Consider the following 20,896-nt stretch of genomic DNA (forward strand, 5'->3'; position numbering starts at 1 on the left):
GGGGTGCGGGGTAGGGGGTGTGCGGCGGGCTCCACGATCGGTAGGCCTGCCGTTGCCGGGTGCCGGACCGGATCGTGGAGGTGCCCCTGATCGGGGCCGCAGTCTCGATCCGTCCGGCAGCCGCTCTTGACATGCGAGCGAAGTAAGTGTTCGATCAGTCACATGCCTTCCCCCTCCTCCCGCTCCACCGCCGAGGCGCAGCGCGAGCGGATCACCGCGGCGGCGCTCCACGTGTTCGCGCGAACCGGCTACGCCGCGACTCCGATCACCGAGGTCGCCGCCGAGGCCGGCGTCTCGCCCGCCTACGTCTTCCGCCTGTTCCCGGGCAAGCTCGGCGTCTTCGTCGCCGCGGTCGACCGCTGCTACGAGCAGGTGGCGTCCACGCTCGCGGCGGCGGGGGAGGCCTCGCCCTCCTCGGACCCGGCCGACCGGCTCGAGGCGATGACCGTCGCCTACATCGACCTGATCGCCGACCGCGACCTGATCATGCTGCAGTCGCAGGCGCAGAGCGCGTGCGACGTCCCCGAGATCCGCGAGGCGGTGCGCCGCGGGATCTCCGCGGTCGTCCGGACGGTCACCGTCGTCTCCGGAGCCGACGGCCCGGCCGTGCAGCGCTTCGTCGCCTACGGGCAGCTCTGTCACCTGATCGTGCAGACCGACCTCGGCGGCGTCGACTCCGAGTGGGCCCGCATCGTCTCCGACGGCATCCGGCACCGCGACTGAGTCCGCGGTCCTTCCTTCTCCCTCCTCTTCCTCCTCCTCTTCGCCACCCTCTTCCTCATGTCCGCCGTTGTGACTGTCCAGTCACTCACCTACCCCCTCCAGGAGCCCCTCGTGACCACCACGCTTCCCCGCACCACCACCCGCGTCGTCCTCCCCGGGATCGTCGAGCCGTCCGGGCTGCTCCTCGAGCAGGCGCCGGTCGAGCCTCCCGCGGCCGGCGAGCTGCTCGTCGCCGTCGAGGCCACCGGCATCTCGTTCGCCGAGCAGTCGATGCGCCGCGGCCGCTACTTCGCCCAGCCGCCGTTCCCCTTCACGCCCGGCTACGACCTCGTCGGCCGGGTCCTCGCGGTCGGCCCCGGCGGCGACGCGTCGCTCGAGGGCCGCCGGGTCGCCGCCCTCACCAAGACCGGCGGTTGGACGGGTCACGCCCGCGTCGCCGCCCGCGACTGCGTTCTCGTCCTCGACGGAGTCGCGTCCGAGGACGCCGAGGCCGTCGTGGTCAACGGAGTGACGGCGTGGCAGATGCTGCACCGCTCGGCCCGGGTCTCCCGCGGCGACACGATCCTCCTGTTCGGCGCGAACGGCGGAGTCGGCGGCCTCGTGCACCGCCTCGCCCGCCTCGAGGGGATCCGCGTGATCGGCGCCGCCTCGCCCCGCCACCACGAGGCCCTCCGAGCGGCCGGAGTGGAGCCCGTCGACTACGCCGATCCCGACCTCGCCGCTCGCGTGCGCGAGCTCGCTCCCGGCGGAGTGCAGGCCGTGTTCGACAACGTCGGCGGAGCGACGACCCGGCTGGCGTGGTCGCTGCTCGCGCCCGGCGGCACCCTCGTCGCGTACGCGATCGTCAGCGCGAGCACCGGGAGCATCTGGCCCCCGTTCCTCCGCCAGCTCGCGCGGATCCAGGCCTACCAGCTGGCCCCCAACGGCCGGCGCGCGGCCTTCTACGACCTCTGGGCGGGCCACTCGATGCGCCCCGCGCGCTTCCGTGCGAGGCTCGAGGAGGACCTCGGCCGCGTGCTCGGACTCCTCGCCGACGGCTCGCTGACGGCCAACATCGCCGCCCGCTTCCCGCTCACGGGGATCGTCGAGGCGATGGAGCTCGCCGAGTCCCGAACGCTCGACGGCAAGGTGATCCTGCTGCCATGAGCGGGGTGCGTCCGGGCGGAGGGTGATTCCGGCGCGGAGGCGCCCGGGCGGCGAGCAGGGGAGAATGGCGCGGTGGACACGGGACTGGTCGAGGTGCTGAAGGCGCTGGGCAATCCCACGCGACTGCAGATCATGGAGTGGCTCCGCTCTCCCGAGGCGTCGTTCAGCGAGTTCGAGCCGATCGCCGACCGCGCCGAGTTCGGGGTCTGCGTCACCCATCTCGCCGCCAAGAGCGGTCTCGCGCAGTCGACGATCTCGTCGTACATGGGATCCCTGGAGCGCGCGGGCCTCGTCCGCTCGACGCGCGTGGGGAAGTACACCCACTACCGGAGGAGCGACGCCGACGTCGACGGGCTCCTGAAGCGGCTCGGAGCCTCGATCTAGCGACGTATCGCGAATCGTCGATATGATCGGCCGCATGACCGATGCTTCCGAGGCCGCTCCTGCTCGCCGCGCTCTGCTCGTCCACGCCCATCCCGAGGAGCGGTCCTTCTCCTCGGCGCAGGCGGACGCGGTCCTCGAGCAGCTGAGGGCCGACGGCATGGAGGTGCGCCGGCTCGACCTGTACGCCGAGGGCCGGGACCCGGTGCTGCACCGCGACCAGTTCGCGCCCGGCTCCGGCTACTTCAAGCCGCAGGCGCAGCAGATGACCGCGGTCCTCGAGAAGACGCTCGGGGAGCCCGTCACGAGCGACCTCGACGAGCTGCTGCAGGGGGATCTCCTGGTGCTCTCGTTCCCCCTGTGGTGGTTCTCGATGCCGGCGATCATGAAGGGCTGGATCGACCGCGTCTTCGTGATGGGCGCGACGTTCGGAGGCGAGCACGGCGTCTTCGCCGAGGGCGGCCTGCGCGGCAGGAGCGCGATGCTCCTGCTGACGACGGGCGGCGGCGAGGCGGCCTTCGCGCCCGGCGCCGCCGACGGCTACGGCGACCTGCAGTCGTTCCTCTTCCACATCCATCGCGGGATGCTCGAGTTCGTCGGGTACGACGTCCTGCCCCCGGTGGTCACCTACGGTCCCGCCCGCCTCGACGCGGCCGGACGCGAGGACGCCCTGCAACGGGCTCGCGCGCAGGCGTCCGCATCGACGGCCCGGCTGCGCGGCGCCTAGCGTTCGCCGCTGCGCTTCCCGGCCGCCCTCAGCCCCGCGACCGGCTCGCGTGCGCGCGGGCCTTCATCCGGTTGCCGCAGGTCGCCATCGAGCACCACTTGGCGGTGCCGGGGCGGCTGCGGTCGAGGAGGAAGAGGTTGCACTCGTCGTTCGCGCAGGCGCGGAGTCGCCCGGGGAGGCGGGCGTTCACCGCGGACCAGGCGAGGACCGACTCCACCGCGAGGCGATCCGGCTCGGGAGCGCTCAGCTCCCACACGACGCCCTCACCGGTGACGCGCGGGGTGCGCACGGCGTGCGCGACCAGGTCCGCGAGCTCCGCGACGGCCGCGGGCGCGCCCGAGCGCACGACGGCCTGGAGCGCGTCGCGGGCACGGCGCAGCTGCTCGAGCTCGTCCTCGGTGCCGACTCCGCCCCACCGCCGCGCGAGCTCGCGACCGGACGCGTCCCCGAGGCCGTCCGTCGGCCGTCCGTCCACCACCGGGGCGCTGTTCAGCACCGCCAGGAGCAGCTCCTCATCCCGATCCATCGCTCCCCGTCCTCCCGCCGTGCGGCCCGTTCGATCCATGCTAGCGTCCGGCTAACCAGTAAATCTACCGTAAGGGGTTAGCCATGGTCGTCGTCCATCACCGCACCGTGTCCGTCGACGGACTCGACGTCTTCTGGCGGGAGGACGGGCCCGTCGACGCGCCCGTCCTCCTGCTGCTGCACGGGTACCCGAGCAGCTCGCACATGTTCCGCCACCTCCTTCCCGCCCTCGCGGGGCACTACCGCGTCATCGCTCCCGACCACATCGGCTTCGGACGCTCGTCCGCGCCCTCCGTCGACGACTTCGACTACACGTTCGCGGCCCTGACCGCGGTGACCGGCCGCTTCCTCGAGACCATCGGGGTGACCCGGTACACGATGTACGTCCAGGACTACGGCGCCCCCGTCGGCTGGCGCCTCGCCCTCGCCGATCCGTCCGCGGTCGTCGCCGTGATCTCGCAGAACGGCAACGCCTACGAGGAGGGCTTCGTGCCCGGCTTCTGGGACCCGATCTGGGCCGACGCCGCCGAGCGGACCGACGAGACGCGCGAAGCCCTCCGACCGGCCCTCGGCCGGGAGGCCGTCGAATGGCAGTACACCCACGGTGTCCCCGACTCCACCACCGTCGATCCGGACGCCTGGGAGCACGACCTCGCGCTCCTCGCCCGCCCCGGCCAGGTCGACGTGCAGCTGGCGCTCTTCCGCGACTACGCCACCAACCGCGCCCTGTACCCCGCCGTGCATGCGTGGATCCGCGAGTCCGGAGTCCCCGTCCTCGCCGTCTGGGGCCGGAACGACGAGATCTTCGCCCCCGCCGGTGCCCAGGCGTTCCTCCGCGACGCCCCTCACGCGCGCATCGAGCTCGTCGACGGCGGGCACTTCCTGCTCGAGTCCCACCTCGACCGCGTCGTCAGCGCGATCACGGACTGGCTGCGCCCGGCGTGATGCCCGAGGACGGGCGGGAGGGCCTCGTCGCCCGCCCGACGCTCCTCAGCGGACGGTGGTGGCAGCGGTGTCGGCGTTGCTGCGGATCGACGGATCCGGAGTCCTCACGGAGAAGGTGGTTGCGAGCGCTGTGACCGTGCCTGCGCTCGCGGCCGTGACGGTGATCTTCTCGGTGGAGGTCCGCCCGTTGCCGAGGCTGGAGCGCTGGAAGACCACGACGCTGCCGATGCGGGTGTACTTCCCCGTCGCGGAGACGAACCGCACCCCCGGCGGGAGGATCACCTTCGAGTAGACGGACGTCGACGTGGAGGGTCCGGCGTTCTTCGTGATGAGCGTGTACGTGAACGTCCTCCCCTTCACCGCGGTGGTCGGAGCGGAGACGTCGACGCGGAGGTCGGCCTTCGCAGTTGCGGACGCAGGGGACACGGTGAGAGTGCTCTGCGCGGTCGCGGTTCCGGCGGTGCTGGCGGCCTGCGCGGTGAAGACGTAGGCGCCGGTCCTGGTCGGAGTGCCGGTGAGGCGCCCCGTCGGATCGAGGGTGAGACCCGGGGGCAGGGCGCCCGACGACACGGTCACGACGGGAGCCGGAGTTCCCGCGACCGCGTAGGTGAAGTCGTAGGCCGAGCCGACGACGCCGGCTGCGACGGTTCCGCTGATCGTCGGCGCGACGGGTGCAGGCGGGGCGGCCTCGACGGTGATCCGCCGCGAGGCGGTGGTGGTCGTTCCGAAGGAGTTGGTCGCGGTGACGGTGAAGTCGGAGGTTCCGGGTTCTGCGGGCGTGCCCGTCACGAGCCCCTCGGGAGTCAGGGTCAGTCCGGGCGGGAGCGTCCCGCTGGCGAGGGTGTGGTCCGCGAGGCGCGCATCCCCTCCGAAGGCGAAGGAGAACGGAGTGCCGACCGTCGCCGTGGGAGGCGCGGCAGCCGTGAGGACGGGACGGGTCCCGGTGGCGAGGGTGAAGCCGTAGCCGGCGTCGATCGAGGTGACCCCCTTCAGTCCTGCGGGAACCGTGGACTGGCCGACGGTGTCGTCGCCCCAGGCGGCGACGGTGCCGTCCTCGCGGAGCGCCACGCTGTGCCCGTACCCGGCGGCGACCGCGACGACACCGGTCAGCCCGGCGGGGACGTCGCTCTCTCCGTCCCTGTCGCTCCCCTCGGCGACGACGCTGCCGTCGGCGCGGACGGCGAGGTCGTGGGTCCGTCCCGCCGCGACCGCGACGATGTCGGAGTAGCCCGCGAAGATGTCGTCGGGGCCGTCGTAGCCCCAGCTCACGACGCTGCCGTCGCTCGTGACGGCGAGGGTGTGGAAGGACGCGGCGGAGATCGCCACGACGTCGTCCAGACCGGGAGGCGCCTCCAGCACTCGCCCCTGGTCGAATCCCCAGATCGCCACTGTCCCGTCGTCGCGGAGTGCGACGCTGTGGGTGCCGCTCGAGTCGATCGCGGTGACGCCGCTCAGCCCGGCCGGCGGCTCGGTGTACCGGTCCTCCGGGGGGAAGAGCGGCGCGACGGTGCCGTCCTCGAGAAGCGCCAGATCGGGGGAGACGGCCGCGACGCCGCGGAGGTCGTCCGCCGGGAAGGGGCCGCCCTCGAGATTGTCGCCCCAGACGGCCACTGTGCCGTCGCTCCTCGCCGCGACGCCGTAGTACTGGCCGGCCGCGATGGAGACGACGTCGGTCAGATCCTCGGGGGCGCTCGCCCGGCCGTCCTCGTCGTATCCCCAGCCCACGACGCGCCCGCCCGCGACAGGAGCGTCGACCGCGTGAGCCGCGGCCGCGGTGCCGGTGGGCGGCCCGTCGAGGGCGGCGAGGCCGGTCCCGAGGAGGAGGGCGCCGGTGAGGAGCGCGAGCGGGCGGACAGTGCTTCGGAGGCGCATGGGGGTCTTCCGGTCGGGTCGGCCGTCGTCGGCCGCCCTGCGACCGTGACAGCTGCGAGCGCCGTGGGCAACGCCCTCTTCCGGCCACGTCCGGAAGAGGGCGCCCGGGTGGACGTCCTACGTCGGCCCCGCTCGCCTGGTCCTGTTCACAACGGAGGAAGGATGAGGCTCCGGCGCCCCTTCCGCGCGGATCGCGGGGTCCTGGAGCAGATCCATCCTTCGTTGTGAACACCGTCTGGACGAGGTCCTGCGTCGGCGATGCTCCGAAGCCCGGCTTCGACCTCGCGCCGCAGGGGAGGCTGCCGGCGGCGCACGCGATCGTCGCCGCCGACCTCGACGCGGCCGAGCGCCGGGGAGGCGTCCCCCTGCAGTCCGGCGACGCGCTCGTCGTCCGCAGCGGGTGGGGCTTCTCCTGGGACTCGGAGGAGCAGGCCCCCGGCATGACCGTCCACGCCGTGACCTGGATGCACGAGCGGGGCGTAGCGCTCTACGCGGGGGACGTCGGCGACAGCTTCCCCCCTCACGATCCCGAGATGCCGATGCCGATGCACAGGGTCGCGCTCGCACGGCTGGGCATGCCCCTCATCGACAGTGCGGACGTGGAGCAGCTCGCCGTGGTCTGCGCCGAGCTGTCCCGCTGGTCGTTCCTGCTCAGCGTGGCCCCACCGCGCCTGCTCGGGCTCACCGGCGTTCCGGTCAATCCGATCGCCGTCTTCTGAGGTGCGCCGCCGCCGCCCCGCGGATCGCCGCCGAGGACCCGCCGCTCGCCGCTCAGCGGCTGAGGAGGGCGACGAGGTCGGTCGCGATGCGGTGCTCGACGTCGGCCGGGACGGGCTGCACGGCGGCGTCGAGGTCCGCGGTGACGACAGCGGCGAGGCTCCGTGCCTGCAGGGTCAGGCCGAGGTCCATCGCCTGGATCGGATTCCCGCCGGCCGCGGTGAGGTTGATCATCCGGCCGTTCTCGAGGCGGACGATCCGCTTGCCGTTCTTCAGGCGGATGCCCTGCCGGCGCTGTCCGTCGGCGAACTCGGTGGTCGACTCCGTGGCGGCCGCGAGGGCGTCCTCGTCGATCTCCCACGGGAAGTGGCCGACGCCCGCGATCACTGCGCCGTCGGCGAAGGCGTCGATCTCCGCCGCGCCGATGACGCCGGGTGCGCCGGTGGCGGTGAAGACGAACTGCGCGTCCGAGAGGACGTCGGCGACGGGTCCGACGCGGTGGCCGCGGAGGATCGCCTGCAGCGAGCGGATCGGGTCGACGTCGGCGACGGAGACCCGCGCTCCGAGCTGCGAGAGGGTGTCGGCGACCCCGCGCCCGCACGGGCCGTAGCCGATGACCGCGGCGCGCGTGCCGGGGATCATGAGGTTCGTGGCGTTCATGAAGCCCTGGACGACACTCTGGCCGACCCCGTACTCGTTCTCGACGATCAGCTTGAGGGGCGAGTCGTTGATGACGACGACCGGTCGCGGGAGGGTCGCGCTGTTCTCCCGCAGGCGGATGCCGCCGGTGGTGGTCTCCTCGGTGCCGCCGAGGTAGTGGTCCGGGACGCCCGAATTGATCAGGCGGAGGGTGAGGTCGGCGCCGTTGTCGAGGGTGAGGTCGGGGTCGTGCTCGAGCACCTTCTCGATGTTGCGGAGGTGCTCCGCCTCGCCGTCGCTCTGCTGCGTGTGCACGTGCACGCCGAGGGCGCGGAGGTCGTCGGCGACGTCGTCCTTCGTGGTTCCGGGCGAGCCCGTCAAGGCGATGTCCATGCCGGCCTCGACGAGGAGCGACACGAGGGCGGCGGTCTTGGGCTCGACGTGGAGGCAGATCGCGAGCTTCCTCCCGGAGAGCACCGGAGCGAGCTCCCGGACGGCCTGCGCGGTGAGGGGCATGTGGTCGAGAGCCCAGCGGCTCGCCGGGTGGGAGAGGGAGGAGGTCATGGCGGGTCCTGTCTGGAGTGGGTACGTGCGGGCGTCGAGTGGGGGCGGCGTGTTGTCGGCGGCGCGGGAGTCGCGTCAGGGCGCTGTGCGCCCGGCGTGCTGCCGCCGCGCCCGGCGTCGAGGGTGCGTCGAGCGCGCCGCCCGGTACGGCAGGTCGTGAGGAGGCCGGTCGTCGGGGACGGCCGCGAGGGGCCGCGCTCGCTCGCTCATCGCGAGATGGAGCCTGAGGTGCATCTCCTCATGCCGGGCCGAGGTCGGCACGGCGCGGATCGTCATCGGTGAGGACACCAGCCCAGTCTGTCGACCCGGACGAGCCCTCGCTCGGATGATCGTGCCCGGCGGCAGCACCTCGGGAGGGGCCGACCTGTCGTCAGCCGACGTCCCGCGCGGCACGACCAAACGCCACCGCTACCCTGACGCCATGCGCCGCAGTCTCGACGACCCTCTTCGGAACCGCGTCCGCACCGGCTCTCCGTCCGTCGCGTCCGCCTGATGGAGCGGCGACGGACGGACCGCTCGGAGCCGGTTCGCGAGTTCCGGCCCTCGAGGGCCCGGCAGAGGAACGAGTCGCGACGGCTGAGGCCCGTCGCCGTCCTCCCCGCGCTGGTCCTGCTGGCGGGGAGCGTCTGGGGAGTCGTGGTCGCCGACGACCGCGGTGCGGCGCTGGCCGTCTACCTCGGGCTGTTCGGCTTCGCCACCGTGGTGGCTCTGGTGATCGTCGGAGTGCTGGCGCTCCGCAACCGGCGGTTCCTCGCCAGCGCGTCGCTGCGGATCTCGGTCCGGGCGATCGAGTGCACGGACGCTCGAGGCAGGGTCGTGACCTTCGACCGCGCCGACCCGTCGGTGAAGGCGCTGCTCGCGTGGGTGCCCGCCGGCCCCAACAGTGAGGGGATCGATCTGCCCCCGTCGCTCATCCTGTTCCTGTCGGACGGGAGCCGGTCGCTGCGGCTCCGCGGGTCGGACTGGGAGATCGAGGATCTGCGAGCCGTCGTCGCCGCCGTGACGACGCCGCTCTTGCCGGCGGCGCGTGGCGTGCACACCGGTGGCCGGAGCGTGTGGGCGCGCCTGACCGGAGCCGCTCGTCGGCGGAAGATCGAGGCGCCGCCCGCCCCGGAGAAGACGCTCAGCCCCGCCGAGATCAACGAGCTGATCCCCGGCACGATGAGCTTCCGCGAGACCCGTCCGCTGACGTTCGCCCTCCTGATCGGGTTCGGCTCGGCGGCTCTCGTGCTGGGCGTCGTCGTCGGAGTCGCCTTCGCGGTGGTGCCTGGGTAGCGGTCCAGGTCAGCGGCCGTGCCGGGGAACGCTGGGCGGGAGACGCGGGCGACAGGCCCACATGCCCGATCGGCGACCTCGCCGGGGCGATCCTGCCCGCGCCCTAGGCTCCACGCATGACACTCACCCAGGACTCCGGTTGGATCTGGTTCGGACTCGCGATCGTCACCGCCGGTCTCGCCGAGCAGAAGGGCCGCTCGCGCTGGCGCTGGTTCGTGCTGGGGCTGCTGCTCGGGCCGATCGCGACGGCCCTCGTGGTGCTGTGGACGCGTCCCGAGGGCGGAGTGGCGACGGACGTGCGCTGGAACTTCGCGATCGGCGCCGGCGTCGCCGCGGCGGCGCTCGTCCTCGTCGCCGTGACCTCGGCCCTCTGGCTGCTTCTCATCCCGGCGGCGATCGCGGCGCTCGCCGCCGGTCTGCTCGCCTGGCTGAGCCGCCGCGTCCCCTACGAGCACCTGCCCCGCTGACGACCGCCGGCTGGTCGAGCATCGGAACTCGAGATCTCGCGGTCCGCAGCGTCCCGAAAGACATGCCCGATGACAAGCCTCGGTGACAGGGCCTCTCACGGGACGTCCGAACGGCTGATCCGCCGAGGATCGCGTGAACCTGAGTCGCCTCCCGTCTAGCGGAGACGGGAGCTCTCACCGTCGAGGTCGATGAGGTCCTGTCCGCCACTGGCCGCCGCCCCACCCAGCCGCACGTCCCCCTCCGGATACGCGTCGTGCGAGAAGCGCAGCCGCACGCCCGCCGCCTCGACCCGCTCGAGCATCTCGGATGTCCGCTCGTGCGCCCGCGCGTCGTCGCTGATGAACCGCGGCAGCCGGCGCAGGCGCCCGGACCAGCCGAGGAACTCCCGCCCCCACGCCGCGTCCCCGGCGACCAGCACGCGCCCCTCGACGAGCGCCCCCAGGTGCCCGCGCGCATGCCCCGGGAGCGGCACCACGAGCAGCGATCCGTCGCCGAAGAGGTCGAATCCGCTCAGCCCCTTGATCGTCGTCACGGGCTGCTCGTCCGTCACGATCCCGGCCGCGAACCACGGCGGCAGCAGCGCGCGGAAGATCCCCTCGCGCACGCGGTTCCGCCGCACGGAGGCGACCTGGCCAGACGACAGCACGAACGTCGCGTCCGGGAACCAGCGCACGCCGCCCACGTGGTCCGGGTGCAGGTGCGTGAGCACCACGAACTCCACGTCGGCCGGGGTCAGGCCGAGGGCGAGCAGCCGCTGGTCGACGGTCTCGTCGTCCGGCACGGACGCGGGCAGGATGCGCTCGTACAGCCGTCCGACGAGGCCTGTTCCGCGGAACGTCAGCGGGTAGCCCGTGTCCACGAGCACCCGCCGGCCGCTCGCGTGCGTGTAGAGGAAGACGTTCGAGGGGAAGACGCGGCGGGGGAGCCCCTTCCCGCGGAACACCCGGGACAGCGGGAAGACGGTGCTCCCGCACGCCATCACCTGCAGCGACGACTCAGCCACGCGTCCTCCTCAGGTGCTCGCCGACCCGGCGGATGCCCTCGGCCAGCGGCACGGTCGGCTCGTAGCCGAGCTCGGTCCGCGCCCGCGAGATGTCGAGGGTCTGCGCGTAGGCGAGGGTCGCCACGGTGTAGCGGGTGAACGGCGGCTCGCGGCCGGGCAGTAGCCGGTACACCCGCTCCAGGATCTCGGCGAGCGCAGTCAGCACGCGCAGGTCCACCCGGATGAAGCGCGGCTCCTCGCCCATCGCGGCGAAGAAGCGCTCGAGGAGGTCGCCGAGCGGAGCGGGCTCGCCGTTGGTGATGTTGTAGACGCCGCCGTCGGCCACGGGAGCGTCGGCCGCGAGGACCAGCGCGTGCGCGGCGTTCTCGACGCAGGTGATGTCGACGGGGTTCCGGCCGCCGTCGAAGAGGGGGATGCCTCGGCGGCGGCTCGCGGCGACGAAGCGGGGGAGGAGGCTGGGGTCGCCGACGCCGATCAGGCCGCGGGGGCGCAGGATCACGAGCTCGGGGATCCGGCCGGAGCGGTGCGCCTCCTGCAGCAGCCGCTCGGCCTCGATCTTGCTGCGGATGTAGAGGCTCATCCGGCTGCCGGTGTCGACCTCCTCCTCCCGAACCAGGTACTGGTGGCGGCGGGCGGAGTAGATGCTCGGCGAGGAGACGAAGACGAAGCGGCGGATCCCGCAGCGCTCGGCCAGCGCGATCATCGCCTCGGTCCCCGCGACGTTCGCGCGCTCGAACTCGCTCCACGTGCCCCACGGGCTCGAGAGAGCGGCGGCGTGCACGAGCACGTCGGCCTCGACGGTCGTCGCGCCCAGCTCGGCGAGGTCGGCGCGGAGGACCGTGGCGCCCTCCTCCTCCAGCCGCGCCAGCGCCTCGGGGGCGCGACCGGTAGCGAGCACGTCGTCGCCCGCGGCCAGGAACTCGCGCACCGCGTAGCCGCCGAGGAAGCCCGTCGCCCCGGTGATCAGCACGCGGCGCCGGCGCTCAGCGGACATCGACGACCTCCAACCCGCGCTTGCGGCCCCAGTACCAGAGCAGGATCCCCAGGTACCCGAGCGCCTTGCCCTTCCGGATCGACATCAGCACGACCGCGTCCTTGTCGAGCAGCGCCTCGCTCCGCCCGATCACCTGGCAGACCTTGAGGTGCAGCTCCAGGTCCTCGTCGGTGTCGTCGATGCTCGAGCGCGGGAAGCCGTCGACCTGGAGGTACAGCGCGGCGTCGATCGCGAGGTTGCAGCCGGCCGCCATGAACATCCGGTACCGCTGGCCGGGGCGGCGGTAGAAGACGCCCGGCGCGTGCTCCATCAGGCGGATCAGCGCGGTGCCGAGCACGCCGTCGTACCAGCGGTAGACGGCTTCGTCCCGCCGCGGGGACAGGCGGCCGCCGACGAAACGGGCGCCGCCGCGGAGGTCGGCCTTGAGGCGCGCCACCCAGTCGGCTTTCGGCAGGCAGTCGGCGTCGGTGCGGGCGACGGCCGACGCGCCCTCGGCGATCGCGTGGCGGAAGCCGGTGTCGGAGGCGGCTCCCGTGCCCTTCTGCGCCTCGTCGATCACGGCGACCTGCCGCTCCGGGCGTCGGCGGCGGAACTCCTCGATCACGGCGCGCGAGCCGTCGGTGCTGCCGTTGTCGACGAGCAGGAGGGTGAAGTCCGGATCGGTCTGGCGGGCGAGCGCGTCGAGGGCGCCGCCGAGCAGCTTCTCCTCGTCGAGGAAGGGCACGACCACCCAGAAACCGCGCGCGTCCATCCGTCCCCCGCTCCGGGACCATGGTGTCGGCGGGGGCCCGTGCCGTCAAACCGCGCCGAACAGTGCGCGCGGAGGTGCAGAGGCGCGCTATACAGGGATTCGCTCCGCACGTCCCGGGGCAGGAAGGGGCCCGCGTGCCCGACCTCCTCCCGCTCCGCGTCCTCGGCACGGGCGAAGCGCTGCCCGAGCGGATCGTCACGACCGCCGAGGTCGCCGCGCTCTGCGGCCTGCCCGCCGACGAGGCCGAGCGCCGCTCCGGCGTACGCACCCGCCACTGGGTCACCGACGACGAGGACCCGCTGGAGCTCGGCCTGCTCGCCGCCCGCCGGGCGCTCGCGGCGGCCGGGCTCGACACGGTCGACGTGGTGCTCAACGCCTCGGGCACTCAGCTGCAGGCGATCCCGGACGGAGGCGCGCTGCTCGCGGCGGGACTCGGCCTCGACGACGTCTCGGCGTACAGCGTCGGCGCCACCTGCCTGTCGTTCCTCTTCGCGCTGCAGGAGGCGGGATTCCTCCTCGCCACGGGTCGCGCCGACACCGTGCTCATCGTCTCGACCGACTGCGGCAGCCGCGGCATCGACCCGGGCCAGCCCGAGAGCGCCCTGCTCTTCGGCGACGCGGCCGCCGCCGTCGTGATCGGACGCGCCGAGACTCCGGGGCAGGGCCTGGTCACCACGCACTTCCGCACCCGCCCGAGCGGTGTGCGCCACGCGGAGCTGCGCGGCTTCGGCTCGCGGATCCGGATCGAGGAGGCGCAGGACCGGCTCGCCGACTTCCGCTTCGACATGCAGGGCAAGGCGCTGCTCGTCGACGCGTTGCGGCACTTCCCGGGGTTCCTCGAGGAGGTGCGGCCCGGCCTCTCGACTGGGCTCCCCGGCATCGACCGGGTGGTCCCGCACCAGACCAGCGCGGCGGGGCTCGAGGGCATGGCCCGCCTCTGGGGCCGCGACCGGATGACGATCACGCTCGGCGAGGTCGGCAACACGATCGGCAGCGCGATCCCGCTGGCCCTGCACCGCTCGCGCGTGCAGCCGGGGGAGTCGGTGCTGCTGGTGGGCACGGGCGCGGGCACCCACTACGGCGCGGTGGTCCTGCAGGCGTGAGAGGCCGCGCCTAGCCGAGGAGCGACAGGGCCGAGAGCCCGAGGAACGGCGCCATCACCACGAGGCAGACCGCGGCGGAGCGACCGAACCCGTGGGAGGAGTCCCGCCCGCCGACCAGACGGGCGAGCAGCCCCGTGACCAGCGGCGGGAGCAGGAACAGCAGCAGCCACGGAGCAAGGACGTCCGCGCTCGGCGCCGTCCAGTCGGGCTGGTCGTCGCGGTCGAGCGGACGGAGCCGCACGAGGAGGAACGCGGCCGTGAGGACGATCGCGGGGAGGACCGACAGGCAGGTGAGCATGATCGCGGTGAACCTCGCCCCGTCGCCCCGGGAGTACCGGCCGCGGTCGGGGTCGGGCGCGGGCCCCCGGTCGGTGTCCTCGTCCCAGCCCGGACTGCTGAATCGGATGCGTCCCATCAGGCGATCATGCCGTTCCGGAGCGGGGTCCCGGCCCGGCCGACGGAACCTCCGTCATCCCCGCCGCTCGACCAGCGCCCGCAGCGCGTCGCGGACGAACCGGGCGCCGGCGACTCCGCCGTAGTGCGCCGAGAACCGCTCGTCGTCGACGTACATCTCGCCGAGCCCGAGCAGGTACTCGTCGCTCGGGCCGCCGGTCGCGTCGCGGGGCGTGCCCGGCACCTCCGCGAGCCAGGCCCGGTGCCGCTCGGCGAGCGCGAGGGCCGCGTCCCCCGTCGGATCCGCTCCGCTCGCCGCCGCGGCGGTCCACGCGCCGGCGAGGTCCGCCTGCCTCCGCCGCCACCGCTCCCGCTCCTCCGCGCTCATCGACCGCCACCAGCGGTCGCCGTCGGCGTACGCCGGGGCGCCCCAGCGGCGCTCCACCTCCTCGCGGTGCTCCGCGTGGTCGAACCCGTCGAACATCTCCTCGGCCATCGGCCCGTTCCCCTCCCTCATCGTCGTGATCGTCCCGGCGACCGCCCGGATGCGGCGGTCGATCCGCCGGCGCTCCTCCTGGAGCACGTCGAGGTGCCGCTCGAGAGCGGCCACCGGCTCCGCGTCGCGTCGCAGGATCCGCCCGATCTCGGGCAGCCCGAGACCGAGGTCGCGCAGCAGCAGGATCCGCTGCAGCGTCACGAGCGCGGCGGCGTCGTAGTAGCGGTAGCCGTTCGCGCCCACCCGGCTCGCCGTGAGCAGTCCCTCGGCACCGTAGTGCCGCAGCGTCCGGCTGGTCGTGCCGGCCAGCCGCGCCACCTCGTGCACGGTCCACTCCTGCTCCACAGCGCCCTCCGTCTCCGCGTCGCCGGTGACTCCGGCGGCGATGGAAGCGACGGTACGGGTTGACGCGGCGTCAACGTCAAGCGGCGGGAACGGATCCGCTAGCGGGCGCCGATCCTGCGGGTTCCCACCCGGAGGACGAGCTCGGTCACCGGCACCGCGGCGATCGAGCAGCAGGCGGCGGGCACCACGGTCAGCAGCGCGACGACGGCGTCCGTCCCGTCGCCCGCGTCGGCCCACGCGGCGATCGAAACCACGATCCAGGCGATCGCGAGGATGCAGACCGTGGAGGCCGACCAGAGGACCGGCCAGGGCGCGCGACCCCGTCCCGCGGAGTAGGGGAGCCCGCCGACGGCCGCCGTCACGGCGGTCGCCAGGAGTGCTCGAGCGAGCGGGAGGAGCAGCTCGCCGGGGTCCCGGCCGGTGTCGAGGGAGGACAGGGCGAACAGGACCGAGGTCGTCGCGAGCGAGAGGACCCCGGCGACGGCGACGAGCGTCAGCAGGGTCCGGATCAGGAGCCTCACCGGTCGCCCCCGGCGAGGAACGCGCCGCGCTCCTCCAGCAGCCGCCGCAGGTGCCGGTCGAGCACCAGCCGCTCCGCGATCCGCCCGAGGACGCCGAGCGGGGCGGAGTACTCGAGCCGGTCGATCATCACGGAGCCGGAGCCGGAGCCGTGGGGCTCGAAGCGGTGCTCGTGCCGGAAGGTCGCGAAGGGCCCGCGGGTCTGCTCGTCGACGAAGGAGTGCGGGGCGTCGAGCGCGGTGACGGTGCTGGTCAGTCGGAGCGGGACGCCGAAGTGCCGGGCGCTCCAGGTCACGTGCTCGCCCAGCCCGATCAGCCCGGTGGTCGTCCCGGACACCGCGCGCTCGCGAGCGCCGGCCTGCGAGCGCATGTGCAGGTCGATGTCGCGCGCCCGGTCGAACATCTCGGCGGCCGGGCGGGCGGAGCGGGTCACGACCTGGAGGAGCACGGTGTCGATCCTGCCCGCCGCGCCTGCGGCCGGCCACGGACGCGCCGGTCCGCCCGCCTCACCAGCTCGTCACCACGGTCCGCGTGATCACCCACCCCTCGTCGCGGCGGACGAGGCGGCTCGTCAGCTGGAGCCGCCAGGTCGCGTGCAGGCGGCCGATGGTCGCCTCGGTGATGGTGCGGGAGGTGAGCACCGGGTGCGCGGCGCCGCCCGAGAGGGCGCTCTCGACGTGGTCGATCTCGTGGTACTCCTTGCGCGCCTCGTTGATGTCGGCGAGCCACTCCTCCCGCGACTGCACCAGGCCGGTCGGGTGCTCGATCACGAAGCGCTCGTCGAGCAGCGCCTCGAGCGCGGGCAGGTCCACCAGCTCCAGCGCGTCGAAGAGGGCGGCGTGCACCGCGGTCGGGCCGTCGTCCTCCAGCTCGTCGCCCGTGCCGGCGGTCCCGTCGTCGCTCATGCCGGCGGTCCCGTCGTCGCGCGGCGGACGAGCTGCGTCGGCAGCTGCACGTGCAGCGAGCGCGGCTCGCGCCCGGCCATCAGCGCGATCAGCATCTCGGCGGCGGTCGCTCCGAGCGTCTGCATCGGCTGGCGGACGGTGGTCAGCGGCGGATCGAAGCGGGCGGCCTCGGGCACGTCGTCGAAGCCGATCACCGACAGGTCGTGGGGCACGGCGAGGCCCAGGTGCGCGGCGGTCTCGATGATCGCGAGCGCCGAGACGTCGTTGGCGGCGAAGACCGCGGTCGGCCGGTCGGGCAGCGACAGGAGCGAGGAGGCGGGCCGCCGGGCGGTGTCACGGTGGTAGTTGCCCACCCGCAGCAGGCGCTCGTCGAAGGCGATGCCGGCCTCCGCCAGCGCCGCCCGGTAGCCGGCCTCGCGCAGCCTCGCCGAGCGCAGGTCGCCGCGGCCCGCGACGAAGCCGATGCGGCGGTGCCCGAGGGCGACGAGGTGGCGGGTGGCGAGCAGGGCGCCGCCGAAGTTGTCGGACTCGACGGTCGGCAGGTCGGCGCGGCCGGTATGCGGGTCCACGGCGACGAGCGGGATGTCGGAGGGGGCGCTCACCACGCTCGGCGTGACCATGATCGCCCCGTCGATGAGGGTGCCGCTGAGCCGGCTGAGCGAGCGCCGCTCCCAGCCCTCCTGCTCGCCCTCGTGGGAGCCGGAGTAGGCGAGCAGGTCGAACCGCGACTCCGCCAGCACCGACCCCACGCCCTTCAGGATCTCGGCGCTGAACGGCTCGAACCCCGCGACGAGCACGCCGATCACGCCCGTGCGCCGGGAGCGCATGCTGCTCGCCACGAGGCTCGACTCGTAGCCGAGCTCGCGCACGACCTCGAGCACGCGGGTGGCGGTGGACGGGGCGATGCCGTAGCGGCCGTTCACGGCTTTGGACACCGTCGCCACCGAGACGCCGGCGGCAGCGGCGACGTCGTGGATGGTCGGTCGGGTGGTCATGTGGCCGACTGTAACCCCTGCTTCGAAAACCATTTCGAAAACGTTTGACCACTTTCGCAAGCACTGCGGACACTGACTCCACCCGCGAAGGCGGGAACCCCCCACGGCGCCGGTGCACCAGGCGGCGCCCTCGATGAAGAGAACGGTTGGACGATGAAGTTCAGGAAGATCGCAGTGGCGACAGCAGCCCTGCTCGGCACGGTCGCGGCCCTCACCGGCTGCTCGGCCCAGGACTCGGGATCGAGCGACGGCACCGTCGCGATGACCCTCTGGCAGAACTCGACCACGGGCCCCGGCCAGGAGTTCTGGGACAAGACGATCGCGGACTTCGAGGCCGCGAACCCCGGAGTGACCATCGAGTCGCAGGCCATCCAGAACGAGGACCTCGACGGCAAGCTCCAGACGGCGCTCAACTCGGGCGACGCCCCCGACGTCTTCCTCCAGCGCGGAGGCGGCAAGCTCGCCGCCATGGTCGCGGGCGGACAGCTGAAGGACCTCACTGACGGCATCTCGGACCAGGCGCGCAGCGAGATCCCCGAGGGCTCGTTCTCGGCGAACACGCTCGACGACAAGGTCTGGGCGATGCCGGTCGCCGTCCTCCCGGGCGGCCTGTTCTACAGCCAGGACCTCTTCACGGCGGCGGGCGTCACCGAGACCCCGAAGACCATCGACGAGCTCGACTCCGCGATCACCAAGATCAAGGGCAGCGGAGCCCAGGCCGTCGCGCTCGGCGCGAAGGACGCCTGGCCCGCCGCGCACTGGTACTACTTCTTCGCGCTCCGCGAGTGCAGCGCCGACACCATGGCCGAGGCGGCCGACACCAAGGACTTCTCGGACGACTGCTGGGTCCGCGCGGGCGAGGACCTGCAGGACTTCTCGGCCACCGAGCCGTTCAACGAGGGCTTCCTCACCACCGCCGCCCAGCAGGGCGCGGGCAGCTCGGCCGGACTCCTCGCCAACCACCAGGCGTCGATGGAGCTCATGGGCGCGTGGAACCCCGGCGTGATCGCCTCCCTCACCCCCGACGAGAAGCCGCTGCCCGACCTGGGCTGGTTCCCGTTCCCCGAGATCTACGGCGGCGACGGCGAGGCCGGCGCGATCATGGGCGGTGTCGACGGCTACTCCTGCTCCGCGGGCGCTCCCGACGAGTGCGTCGACTTCCTCAACTACCTGGCCACCTCCGACGTGCAGAAGGAGTACTACGCGGCCTTCAACGCGCCCCCGGTGAACACCGTGGCGCAGGAGGCGGTCACCGAGCCGTACCTGCAGCAGATCCTCGAGGCCTACAACTCGGCCCCGTACGTCTCGCAGTGGCTCGACACCGTCTACGGCCTCAACGTCGGCAACGCGCTGAACGTCGGAGTCGTCGACCTGCTGGCCGGCAAGAGCGACCCCGAGCAGCTGGTCGAGGCCGTCAACGCCGCCGCGGCGAAGGCCTAGCCACCATGGCACTCCGCGAGAGCCCGCTCCTCGGAGTGGATGAGCCCCGCGGGACCGCGCGCACCGGAGGCGTCACCTCGACGCCTCCGGTGCGCCGGCGCCGCCGCAGCGTGGGCTGGGCGGGGCGCTTCGAGATCGCGCTCCTGGTCGGCCCGGCGCTGATCGTCTTCCTCGCCTTCGTGATCTTCCCGGTCGTGATGGCGGCCTACTACGGCTTCTTCAGCTGGCAGGGCTACGGAGTGCCGACGGACTTCGTCGGCTTCCGCAACTACCTGACGATCCTGCAGGACCCCACCTTCCACGACGCCCTCGCGCACAACGGCATCATCGTGGTGCTCTCGCTCGTGCTCCAGGGGCCGGTCGCGATCCTCCTGGCGCTGCTGCTGAACCGCAAGCTGCGCGGGCAGTCGATCATCCGCGTCCTGATCTTCGTGCCGTACGTGATCTCGGAGGTCGTCGTCGGCACCGGCTGGAGCCTGATGCTCCAGACCAGCGGCGCGGTCAACGGCCTGCTCGAGAAGGTCGGCCTCGGCGCGCTGAAGCAGGACTGGCTCTCGGATCCGGCGATCGCGATCTGGACGCTGATGCTGATCATCACGTGGAAGTACATCGGCTTCGCCGTGATCCTCTTCCTCGCGGGTCTGCAGGGCATCCCCGAGGAGCTGTCCGAGGCCGCGGCCATCGACGGCGCCTCCTACTGGCAGGTGCAGCGGCGGATCACCCTGCCCCTGCTCGCGCCGACCCTGCGGATCTGGGCGTTCCTGTCGATCATCGGCGCACTGCAGCTGTTCGACCTCGTCTACATCATCTGGGGCCAGTACGTGTCCTCGACCGCGGGCACCTCGACCATGGCGATCTACCTGGTCACCAACGGCCGCAACGCCGGCAACTACGGGTACGGGAACGCCGTCGCGGTGGTCCTGTTCCTGATCTCGCTCGTGGTGGCGCTGCTGTACCAGCGCTTCGTGCTCCGGCGCGATACGGCGGGCGCACTGACGGGAGACAAGCGATGACCGGCACGACGATGACGGCCCCGCCGATCACTCCGGAGACCCCTCGGCCTCTCGCGGTGAAGCGGCGCCGGCAGCCCCTGGGCCGCGGCACCACGATCGCCTACGTCGTGGCGATCGTCGTGATCGCGCTGATGCTCGCCCCGGTGGCGTACATCATCCTCGGCGGCTTCCGCACGAACGCGCAGATCACCACCGACCCGGCGGGCCTGCCCTCGCCGTGGAACGTGCAGAACTACCTCGACGTGATCACCGGCGGCGTCTTCTGGCAGGAGGTCGGCAACTCCACCATCGCCGGCCTCGCGACGACCCTCGGCGTGGTCGTGCTCGGCCTGATGGCGAGCTACGTCCTGGCCCGCTACGACTTCACCGGACGCGGCGTGTTCTACGCGCTCTTCGCCGCCGGCCTGATGTTCCCGATGACCGTGGCGATCACTCCTCTCTACCTGGTGATCAAGAGCCTCGGCCTGATGAACTCGCTCGCCGGAGTGGTGCTGCCGCAGATCGCGTTCGGCCTGCCGACCACGATCATCATCCTGGTGCCGTTCCTCCGCGCGATCCCGGACGAGATCCAGGAGGCGGCCTTCATCGACGGCTGCAGCCGGATCGGCTTCTTCTTCCGGATGGTCGTGCGCCTGGCGATGCCCGGCGTGATCACCACGGGGATCCTCGCGTTCATCGCGAGCTGGAACAGCTACCTGCTGCCCCTGTTCATCCTCAACAACGAGTCCACCTTCACGCTCCCGCTCGGAGTCCAGGCGTTCTCGTCGCAGTACTCGGTCGACACGGCGAAGGTGCTGGCCTTCGTGTCGCTGTCGATGATCCCGGCGCTGATCTTCTTCAGCGTCTTCGAGCGCCGCATCGTCGGCGGGCTGACGGGGGCGGTGAAGGGATGAGCGGATCGCTCCGCCCGTCCGCCGCGTCCCCCGTCCCGTCCGCACCCGTCGCCCCACCCGCAGA

Annotated in this window: 24 protein-coding genes; 12 read left to right on the plus strand and 12 right to left on the minus strand. The window is 72.6% G+C overall.

Annotated elements, in window-relative coordinates; genetic code table 11:
* Window positions 1-162: 162 nt before the first annotated feature.
* The 4 genes from C5C69_RS13100 to C5C69_RS13115 all read left to right on the plus strand — a co-directional run bounded on the left by C5C69_RS13100 (window position 163) and on the right by C5C69_RS13115 (window position 2,977).
* Window positions 163-723 (plus strand): TetR/AcrR family transcriptional regulator, encoded by a 561-nt coding sequence (locus tag C5C69_RS13100; RefSeq protein ID WP_104255770.1) that lies wholly within the window; start codon window positions 163-165, stop codon window positions 721-723.
* Between the two features lie 111 nt (window positions 724-834).
* Complete coding sequence (locus C5C69_RS13105) at window positions 835-1,869, plus strand: zinc-binding dehydrogenase (protein WP_219812378.1); 1,035 nt, start codon at window positions 835-837, stop codon at window positions 1,867-1,869.
* Window positions 1,870-1,941: 72 nt separating this feature from the next.
* Window positions 1,942-2,253, plus strand: a complete 312-nt coding sequence (locus tag C5C69_RS13110; protein WP_244230566.1) for a helix-turn-helix transcriptional regulator — start codon at window positions 1,942-1,944, stop codon at window positions 2,251-2,253.
* Between the two features lie 34 nt (window positions 2,254-2,287).
* Complete coding sequence (locus C5C69_RS13115) at window positions 2,288-2,977, plus strand: NAD(P)H-dependent oxidoreductase (RefSeq protein ID WP_104258096.1); 690 nt, start codon at window positions 2,288-2,290, stop codon at window positions 2,975-2,977.
* A gap of 28 nt (window positions 2,978-3,005) precedes the next feature.
* Here the strand turns inward: C5C69_RS13115 and C5C69_RS13120 are convergent, their stop codons facing one another.
* Window positions 3,006-3,503, minus strand: coding sequence for a CGNR zinc finger domain-containing protein (locus C5C69_RS13120; protein ID WP_104258071.1), 498 nt, complete (start codon window positions 3,501-3,503; stop codon window positions 3,006-3,008).
* Window positions 3,504-3,586: 83 nt separating this feature from the next.
* On the opposite strand from C5C69_RS13120, the gene C5C69_RS13125 reads away from it, so the two are divergent.
* Window positions 3,587-4,447 (plus strand): alpha/beta fold hydrolase, encoded by an 861-nt coding sequence (locus tag C5C69_RS13125; protein ID WP_104258072.1) that lies wholly within the window; start codon window positions 3,587-3,589, stop codon window positions 4,445-4,447.
* A gap of 45 nt (window positions 4,448-4,492) precedes the next feature.
* On the opposite strand, the gene C5C69_RS13130 is transcribed toward C5C69_RS13125, so the two are convergent.
* Window positions 4,493-6,319, minus strand: a complete 1,827-nt coding sequence (locus C5C69_RS13130; RefSeq protein ID WP_104258073.1) for a putative Ig domain-containing protein — start codon at window positions 6,317-6,319, stop codon at window positions 4,493-4,495.
* 224 nt (window positions 6,320-6,543) lie between these two features.
* Here C5C69_RS13130 and C5C69_RS13135 point away from each other — a divergent pair, with 224 nt between their 5' ends.
* Window positions 6,544-7,038, plus strand: coding sequence for a cyclase family protein (locus tag C5C69_RS13135; RefSeq protein WP_104258074.1), 495 nt, complete (start codon window positions 6,544-6,546; stop codon window positions 7,036-7,038).
* Between the two features lie 52 nt (window positions 7,039-7,090).
* On the opposite strand, the gene C5C69_RS13140 is transcribed toward C5C69_RS13135, so the two are convergent.
* Window positions 7,091-8,239 (minus strand): adenosylhomocysteinase, encoded by a 1,149-nt coding sequence (locus C5C69_RS13140; RefSeq protein WP_104258075.1) that lies wholly within the window; start codon window positions 8,237-8,239, stop codon window positions 7,091-7,093.
* A 492-nt stretch (window positions 8,240-8,731) separates the two neighbouring features.
* Here C5C69_RS13140 and C5C69_RS13145 point away from each other — a divergent pair, with 492 nt between their 5' ends.
* Together C5C69_RS13145 and C5C69_RS13150 are read left to right on the plus strand one after the other, a co-directional pair.
* The gene (locus C5C69_RS13145; protein ID WP_146083631.1) at window positions 8,732-9,514 is read left to right on the plus strand and encodes a hypothetical protein; all 783 of its coding nucleotides are present in this window, start codon (window positions 8,732-8,734) and stop codon (window positions 9,512-9,514) included.
* Window positions 9,515-9,630: 116 nt separating this feature from the next.
* Window positions 9,631-9,981, plus strand: coding sequence for a hypothetical protein (locus C5C69_RS13150; RefSeq protein WP_104234111.1), 351 nt, complete (start codon window positions 9,631-9,633; stop codon window positions 9,979-9,981).
* 155 nt (window positions 9,982-10,136) lie between these two features.
* On the opposite strand, the gene C5C69_RS13155 is transcribed toward C5C69_RS13150, so the two are convergent.
* From C5C69_RS13155 to C5C69_RS13165, 3 genes are read right to left on the minus strand one after another with little or no spacing between them, the layout of a single operon-like run.
* Window positions 10,137-10,985, minus strand: coding sequence for an MBL fold metallo-hydrolase (locus C5C69_RS13155; RefSeq protein ID WP_104234110.1), 849 nt, complete (start codon window positions 10,983-10,985; stop codon window positions 10,137-10,139).
* A complete protein-coding gene (locus tag C5C69_RS13160) occupies window positions 10,978-11,979 on the minus strand; it encodes an NAD(P)-dependent oxidoreductase (RefSeq protein WP_104234109.1) in 1,002 nt (333 codons plus the stop codon). The genes C5C69_RS13155 and C5C69_RS13160 overlap by 8 nt, the downstream gene beginning before the upstream one ends.
* Entirely contained in the window at window positions 11,969-12,730 is a 762-nt protein-coding gene (locus C5C69_RS13165; RefSeq protein WP_104234108.1) for a glycosyltransferase family A protein, read from the minus strand. The genes C5C69_RS13160 and C5C69_RS13165 overlap by 11 nt, the downstream gene beginning before the upstream one ends.
* A gap of 134 nt (window positions 12,731-12,864) precedes the next feature.
* Here C5C69_RS13165 and C5C69_RS13170 point away from each other — a divergent pair, with 134 nt between their 5' ends.
* Window positions 12,865-13,833 (plus strand): 3-oxoacyl-ACP synthase III family protein, encoded by a 969-nt coding sequence (locus C5C69_RS13170; protein ID WP_219812379.1) that lies wholly within the window; start codon window positions 12,865-12,867, stop codon window positions 13,831-13,833.
* A 10-nt stretch (window positions 13,834-13,843) separates the two neighbouring features.
* Here the strand turns inward: C5C69_RS13170 and C5C69_RS13175 are convergent, their stop codons facing one another.
* From C5C69_RS13175 to C5C69_RS13200, 6 genes are all read right to left on the minus strand, one after another.
* Complete coding sequence (locus tag C5C69_RS13175) at window positions 13,844-14,248, minus strand: hypothetical protein (RefSeq protein WP_104234106.1); 405 nt, start codon at window positions 14,246-14,248, stop codon at window positions 13,844-13,846.
* 54 nt (window positions 14,249-14,302) lie between these two features.
* Window positions 14,303-15,067, minus strand: coding sequence for a TipAS antibiotic-recognition domain-containing protein (locus C5C69_RS13180; RefSeq protein ID WP_104234105.1), 765 nt, complete (start codon window positions 15,065-15,067; stop codon window positions 14,303-14,305).
* A 98-nt stretch (window positions 15,068-15,165) separates the two neighbouring features.
* Window positions 15,166-15,588, minus strand: coding sequence for a hypothetical protein (locus C5C69_RS13185; RefSeq protein ID WP_104258077.1), 423 nt, complete (start codon window positions 15,586-15,588; stop codon window positions 15,166-15,168).
* A complete protein-coding gene (locus tag C5C69_RS13190; protein WP_308471117.1) occupies window positions 15,585-16,034 on the minus strand; it encodes an SRPBCC family protein in 450 nt (149 codons plus the stop codon). Before C5C69_RS13190 ends, C5C69_RS13185 begins: the two co-directional genes overlap by 4 nt.
* A 58-nt stretch (window positions 16,035-16,092) precedes the next feature.
* Entirely contained in the window at window positions 16,093-16,491 is a 399-nt protein-coding gene (locus C5C69_RS13195) for a nuclear transport factor 2 family protein (protein WP_104258078.1), read from the minus strand.
* The gene (locus C5C69_RS13200; RefSeq protein ID WP_104224902.1) at window positions 16,488-17,486 is read right to left on the minus strand and encodes a LacI family DNA-binding transcriptional regulator; all 999 of its coding nucleotides are present in this window, start codon (window positions 17,484-17,486) and stop codon (window positions 16,488-16,490) included. The genes C5C69_RS13195 and C5C69_RS13200 overlap by 4 nt, the downstream gene beginning before the upstream one ends.
* Before the next feature lie 153 nt (window positions 17,487-17,639).
* Here C5C69_RS13200 and C5C69_RS13205 point away from each other — a divergent pair, with 153 nt between their 5' ends.
* The 3 genes from C5C69_RS13205 to C5C69_RS13215 are packed head-to-tail and all read left to right on the plus strand — an operon-like array spanning window position 17,640 to window position 20,832.
* Window positions 17,640-18,926: an ABC transporter substrate-binding protein gene (locus tag C5C69_RS13205; protein ID WP_104258079.1), complete on the plus strand. Its 1,287-nt coding sequence runs from the start codon at window positions 17,640-17,642 to the stop codon at window positions 18,924-18,926.
* 5 nt (window positions 18,927-18,931) lie between these two features.
* Window positions 18,932-19,939, plus strand: a complete 1,008-nt coding sequence (locus tag C5C69_RS13210) for a carbohydrate ABC transporter permease (RefSeq protein WP_104226347.1) — start codon at window positions 18,932-18,934, stop codon at window positions 19,937-19,939.
* The gene (locus tag C5C69_RS13215) at window positions 19,936-20,832 is read left to right on the plus strand and encodes a carbohydrate ABC transporter permease (protein WP_104224899.1); all 897 of its coding nucleotides are present in this window, start codon (window positions 19,936-19,938) and stop codon (window positions 20,830-20,832) included. Before C5C69_RS13210 ends, C5C69_RS13215 begins: the two co-directional genes overlap by 4 nt.
* Window positions 20,833-20,896 lie beyond the last annotated feature (64 nt).

Origin of the sequence: Rathayibacter sp. AY1C7, from assembly GCF_002931865.1 — a bacterium.
Classification (GTDB): Bacteria; Actinomycetota; Actinomycetes; order Actinomycetales; family Microbacteriaceae; genus Rathayibacter.

Bases quoted from the DNA above. Each gene is read 5' to 3' on its own strand.
- C5C69_RS13125 (WP_104258072.1), top strand. From the start codon at position 3,587: ATGGTCGTCGTCCATCACCGCACCGTGTCCGTCGACGGACTCGACGTC.
- C5C69_RS13120 (WP_104258071.1), bottom strand. From the start codon at position 3,503: ATGGATCGGGATGAGGAGCTGCTCCTGGCGGTGCTGAACAGCGCCCCG.
- C5C69_RS13205 (WP_104258079.1), top strand. From the start codon at position 17,640: ATGAAGTTCAGGAAGATCGCAGTGGCGACAGCAGCCCTGCTCGGCACG.
- C5C69_RS13210 (WP_104226347.1), top strand. From the start codon at position 18,932: ATGGCACTCCGCGAGAGCCCGCTCCTCGGAGTGGATGAGCCCCGCGGG.
- C5C69_RS13130 (WP_104258073.1), bottom strand. From the start codon at position 6,319: ATGCGCCTCCGAAGCACTGTCCGCCCGCTCGCGCTCCTCACCGGCGCC.
- C5C69_RS13145 (WP_146083631.1), top strand. From the start codon at position 8,732: ATGGAGCGGCGACGGACGGACCGCTCGGAGCCGGTTCGCGAGTTCCGG.
- C5C69_RS13100 (WP_104255770.1), top strand. From the start codon at position 163: ATGCCTTCCCCCTCCTCCCGCTCCACCGCCGAGGCGCAGCGCGAGCGG.
- C5C69_RS13115 (WP_104258096.1), top strand. From the start codon at position 2,288: ATGACCGATGCTTCCGAGGCCGCTCCTGCTCGCCGCGCTCTGCTCGTC.
- C5C69_RS13175 (WP_104234106.1), bottom strand. From the start codon at position 14,248: ATGGGACGCATCCGATTCAGCAGTCCGGGCTGGGACGAGGACACCGAC.
- C5C69_RS13195 (WP_104258078.1), bottom strand. From the start codon at position 16,491: ATGAGCGACGACGGGACCGCCGGCACGGGCGACGAGCTGGAGGACGAC.
- C5C69_RS13160 (WP_104234109.1), bottom strand. From the start codon at position 11,979: ATGTCCGCTGAGCGCCGGCGCCGCGTGCTGATCACCGGGGCGACGGGC.
- C5C69_RS13150 (WP_104234111.1), top strand. From the start codon at position 9,631: ATGACACTCACCCAGGACTCCGGTTGGATCTGGTTCGGACTCGCGATC.
- C5C69_RS13215 (WP_104224899.1), top strand. From the start codon at position 19,936: ATGACCGGCACGACGATGACGGCCCCGCCGATCACTCCGGAGACCCCT.
- C5C69_RS13200 (WP_104224902.1), bottom strand. From the start codon at position 17,486: ATGACCACCCGACCGACCATCCACGACGTCGCCGCTGCCGCCGGCGTC.
- C5C69_RS13165 (WP_104234108.1), bottom strand. From the start codon at position 12,730: ATGGACGCGCGCGGTTTCTGGGTGGTCGTGCCCTTCCTCGACGAGGAG.
- C5C69_RS13140 (WP_104258075.1), bottom strand. From the start codon at position 8,239: ATGACCTCCTCCCTCTCCCACCCGGCGAGCCGCTGGGCTCTCGACCAC.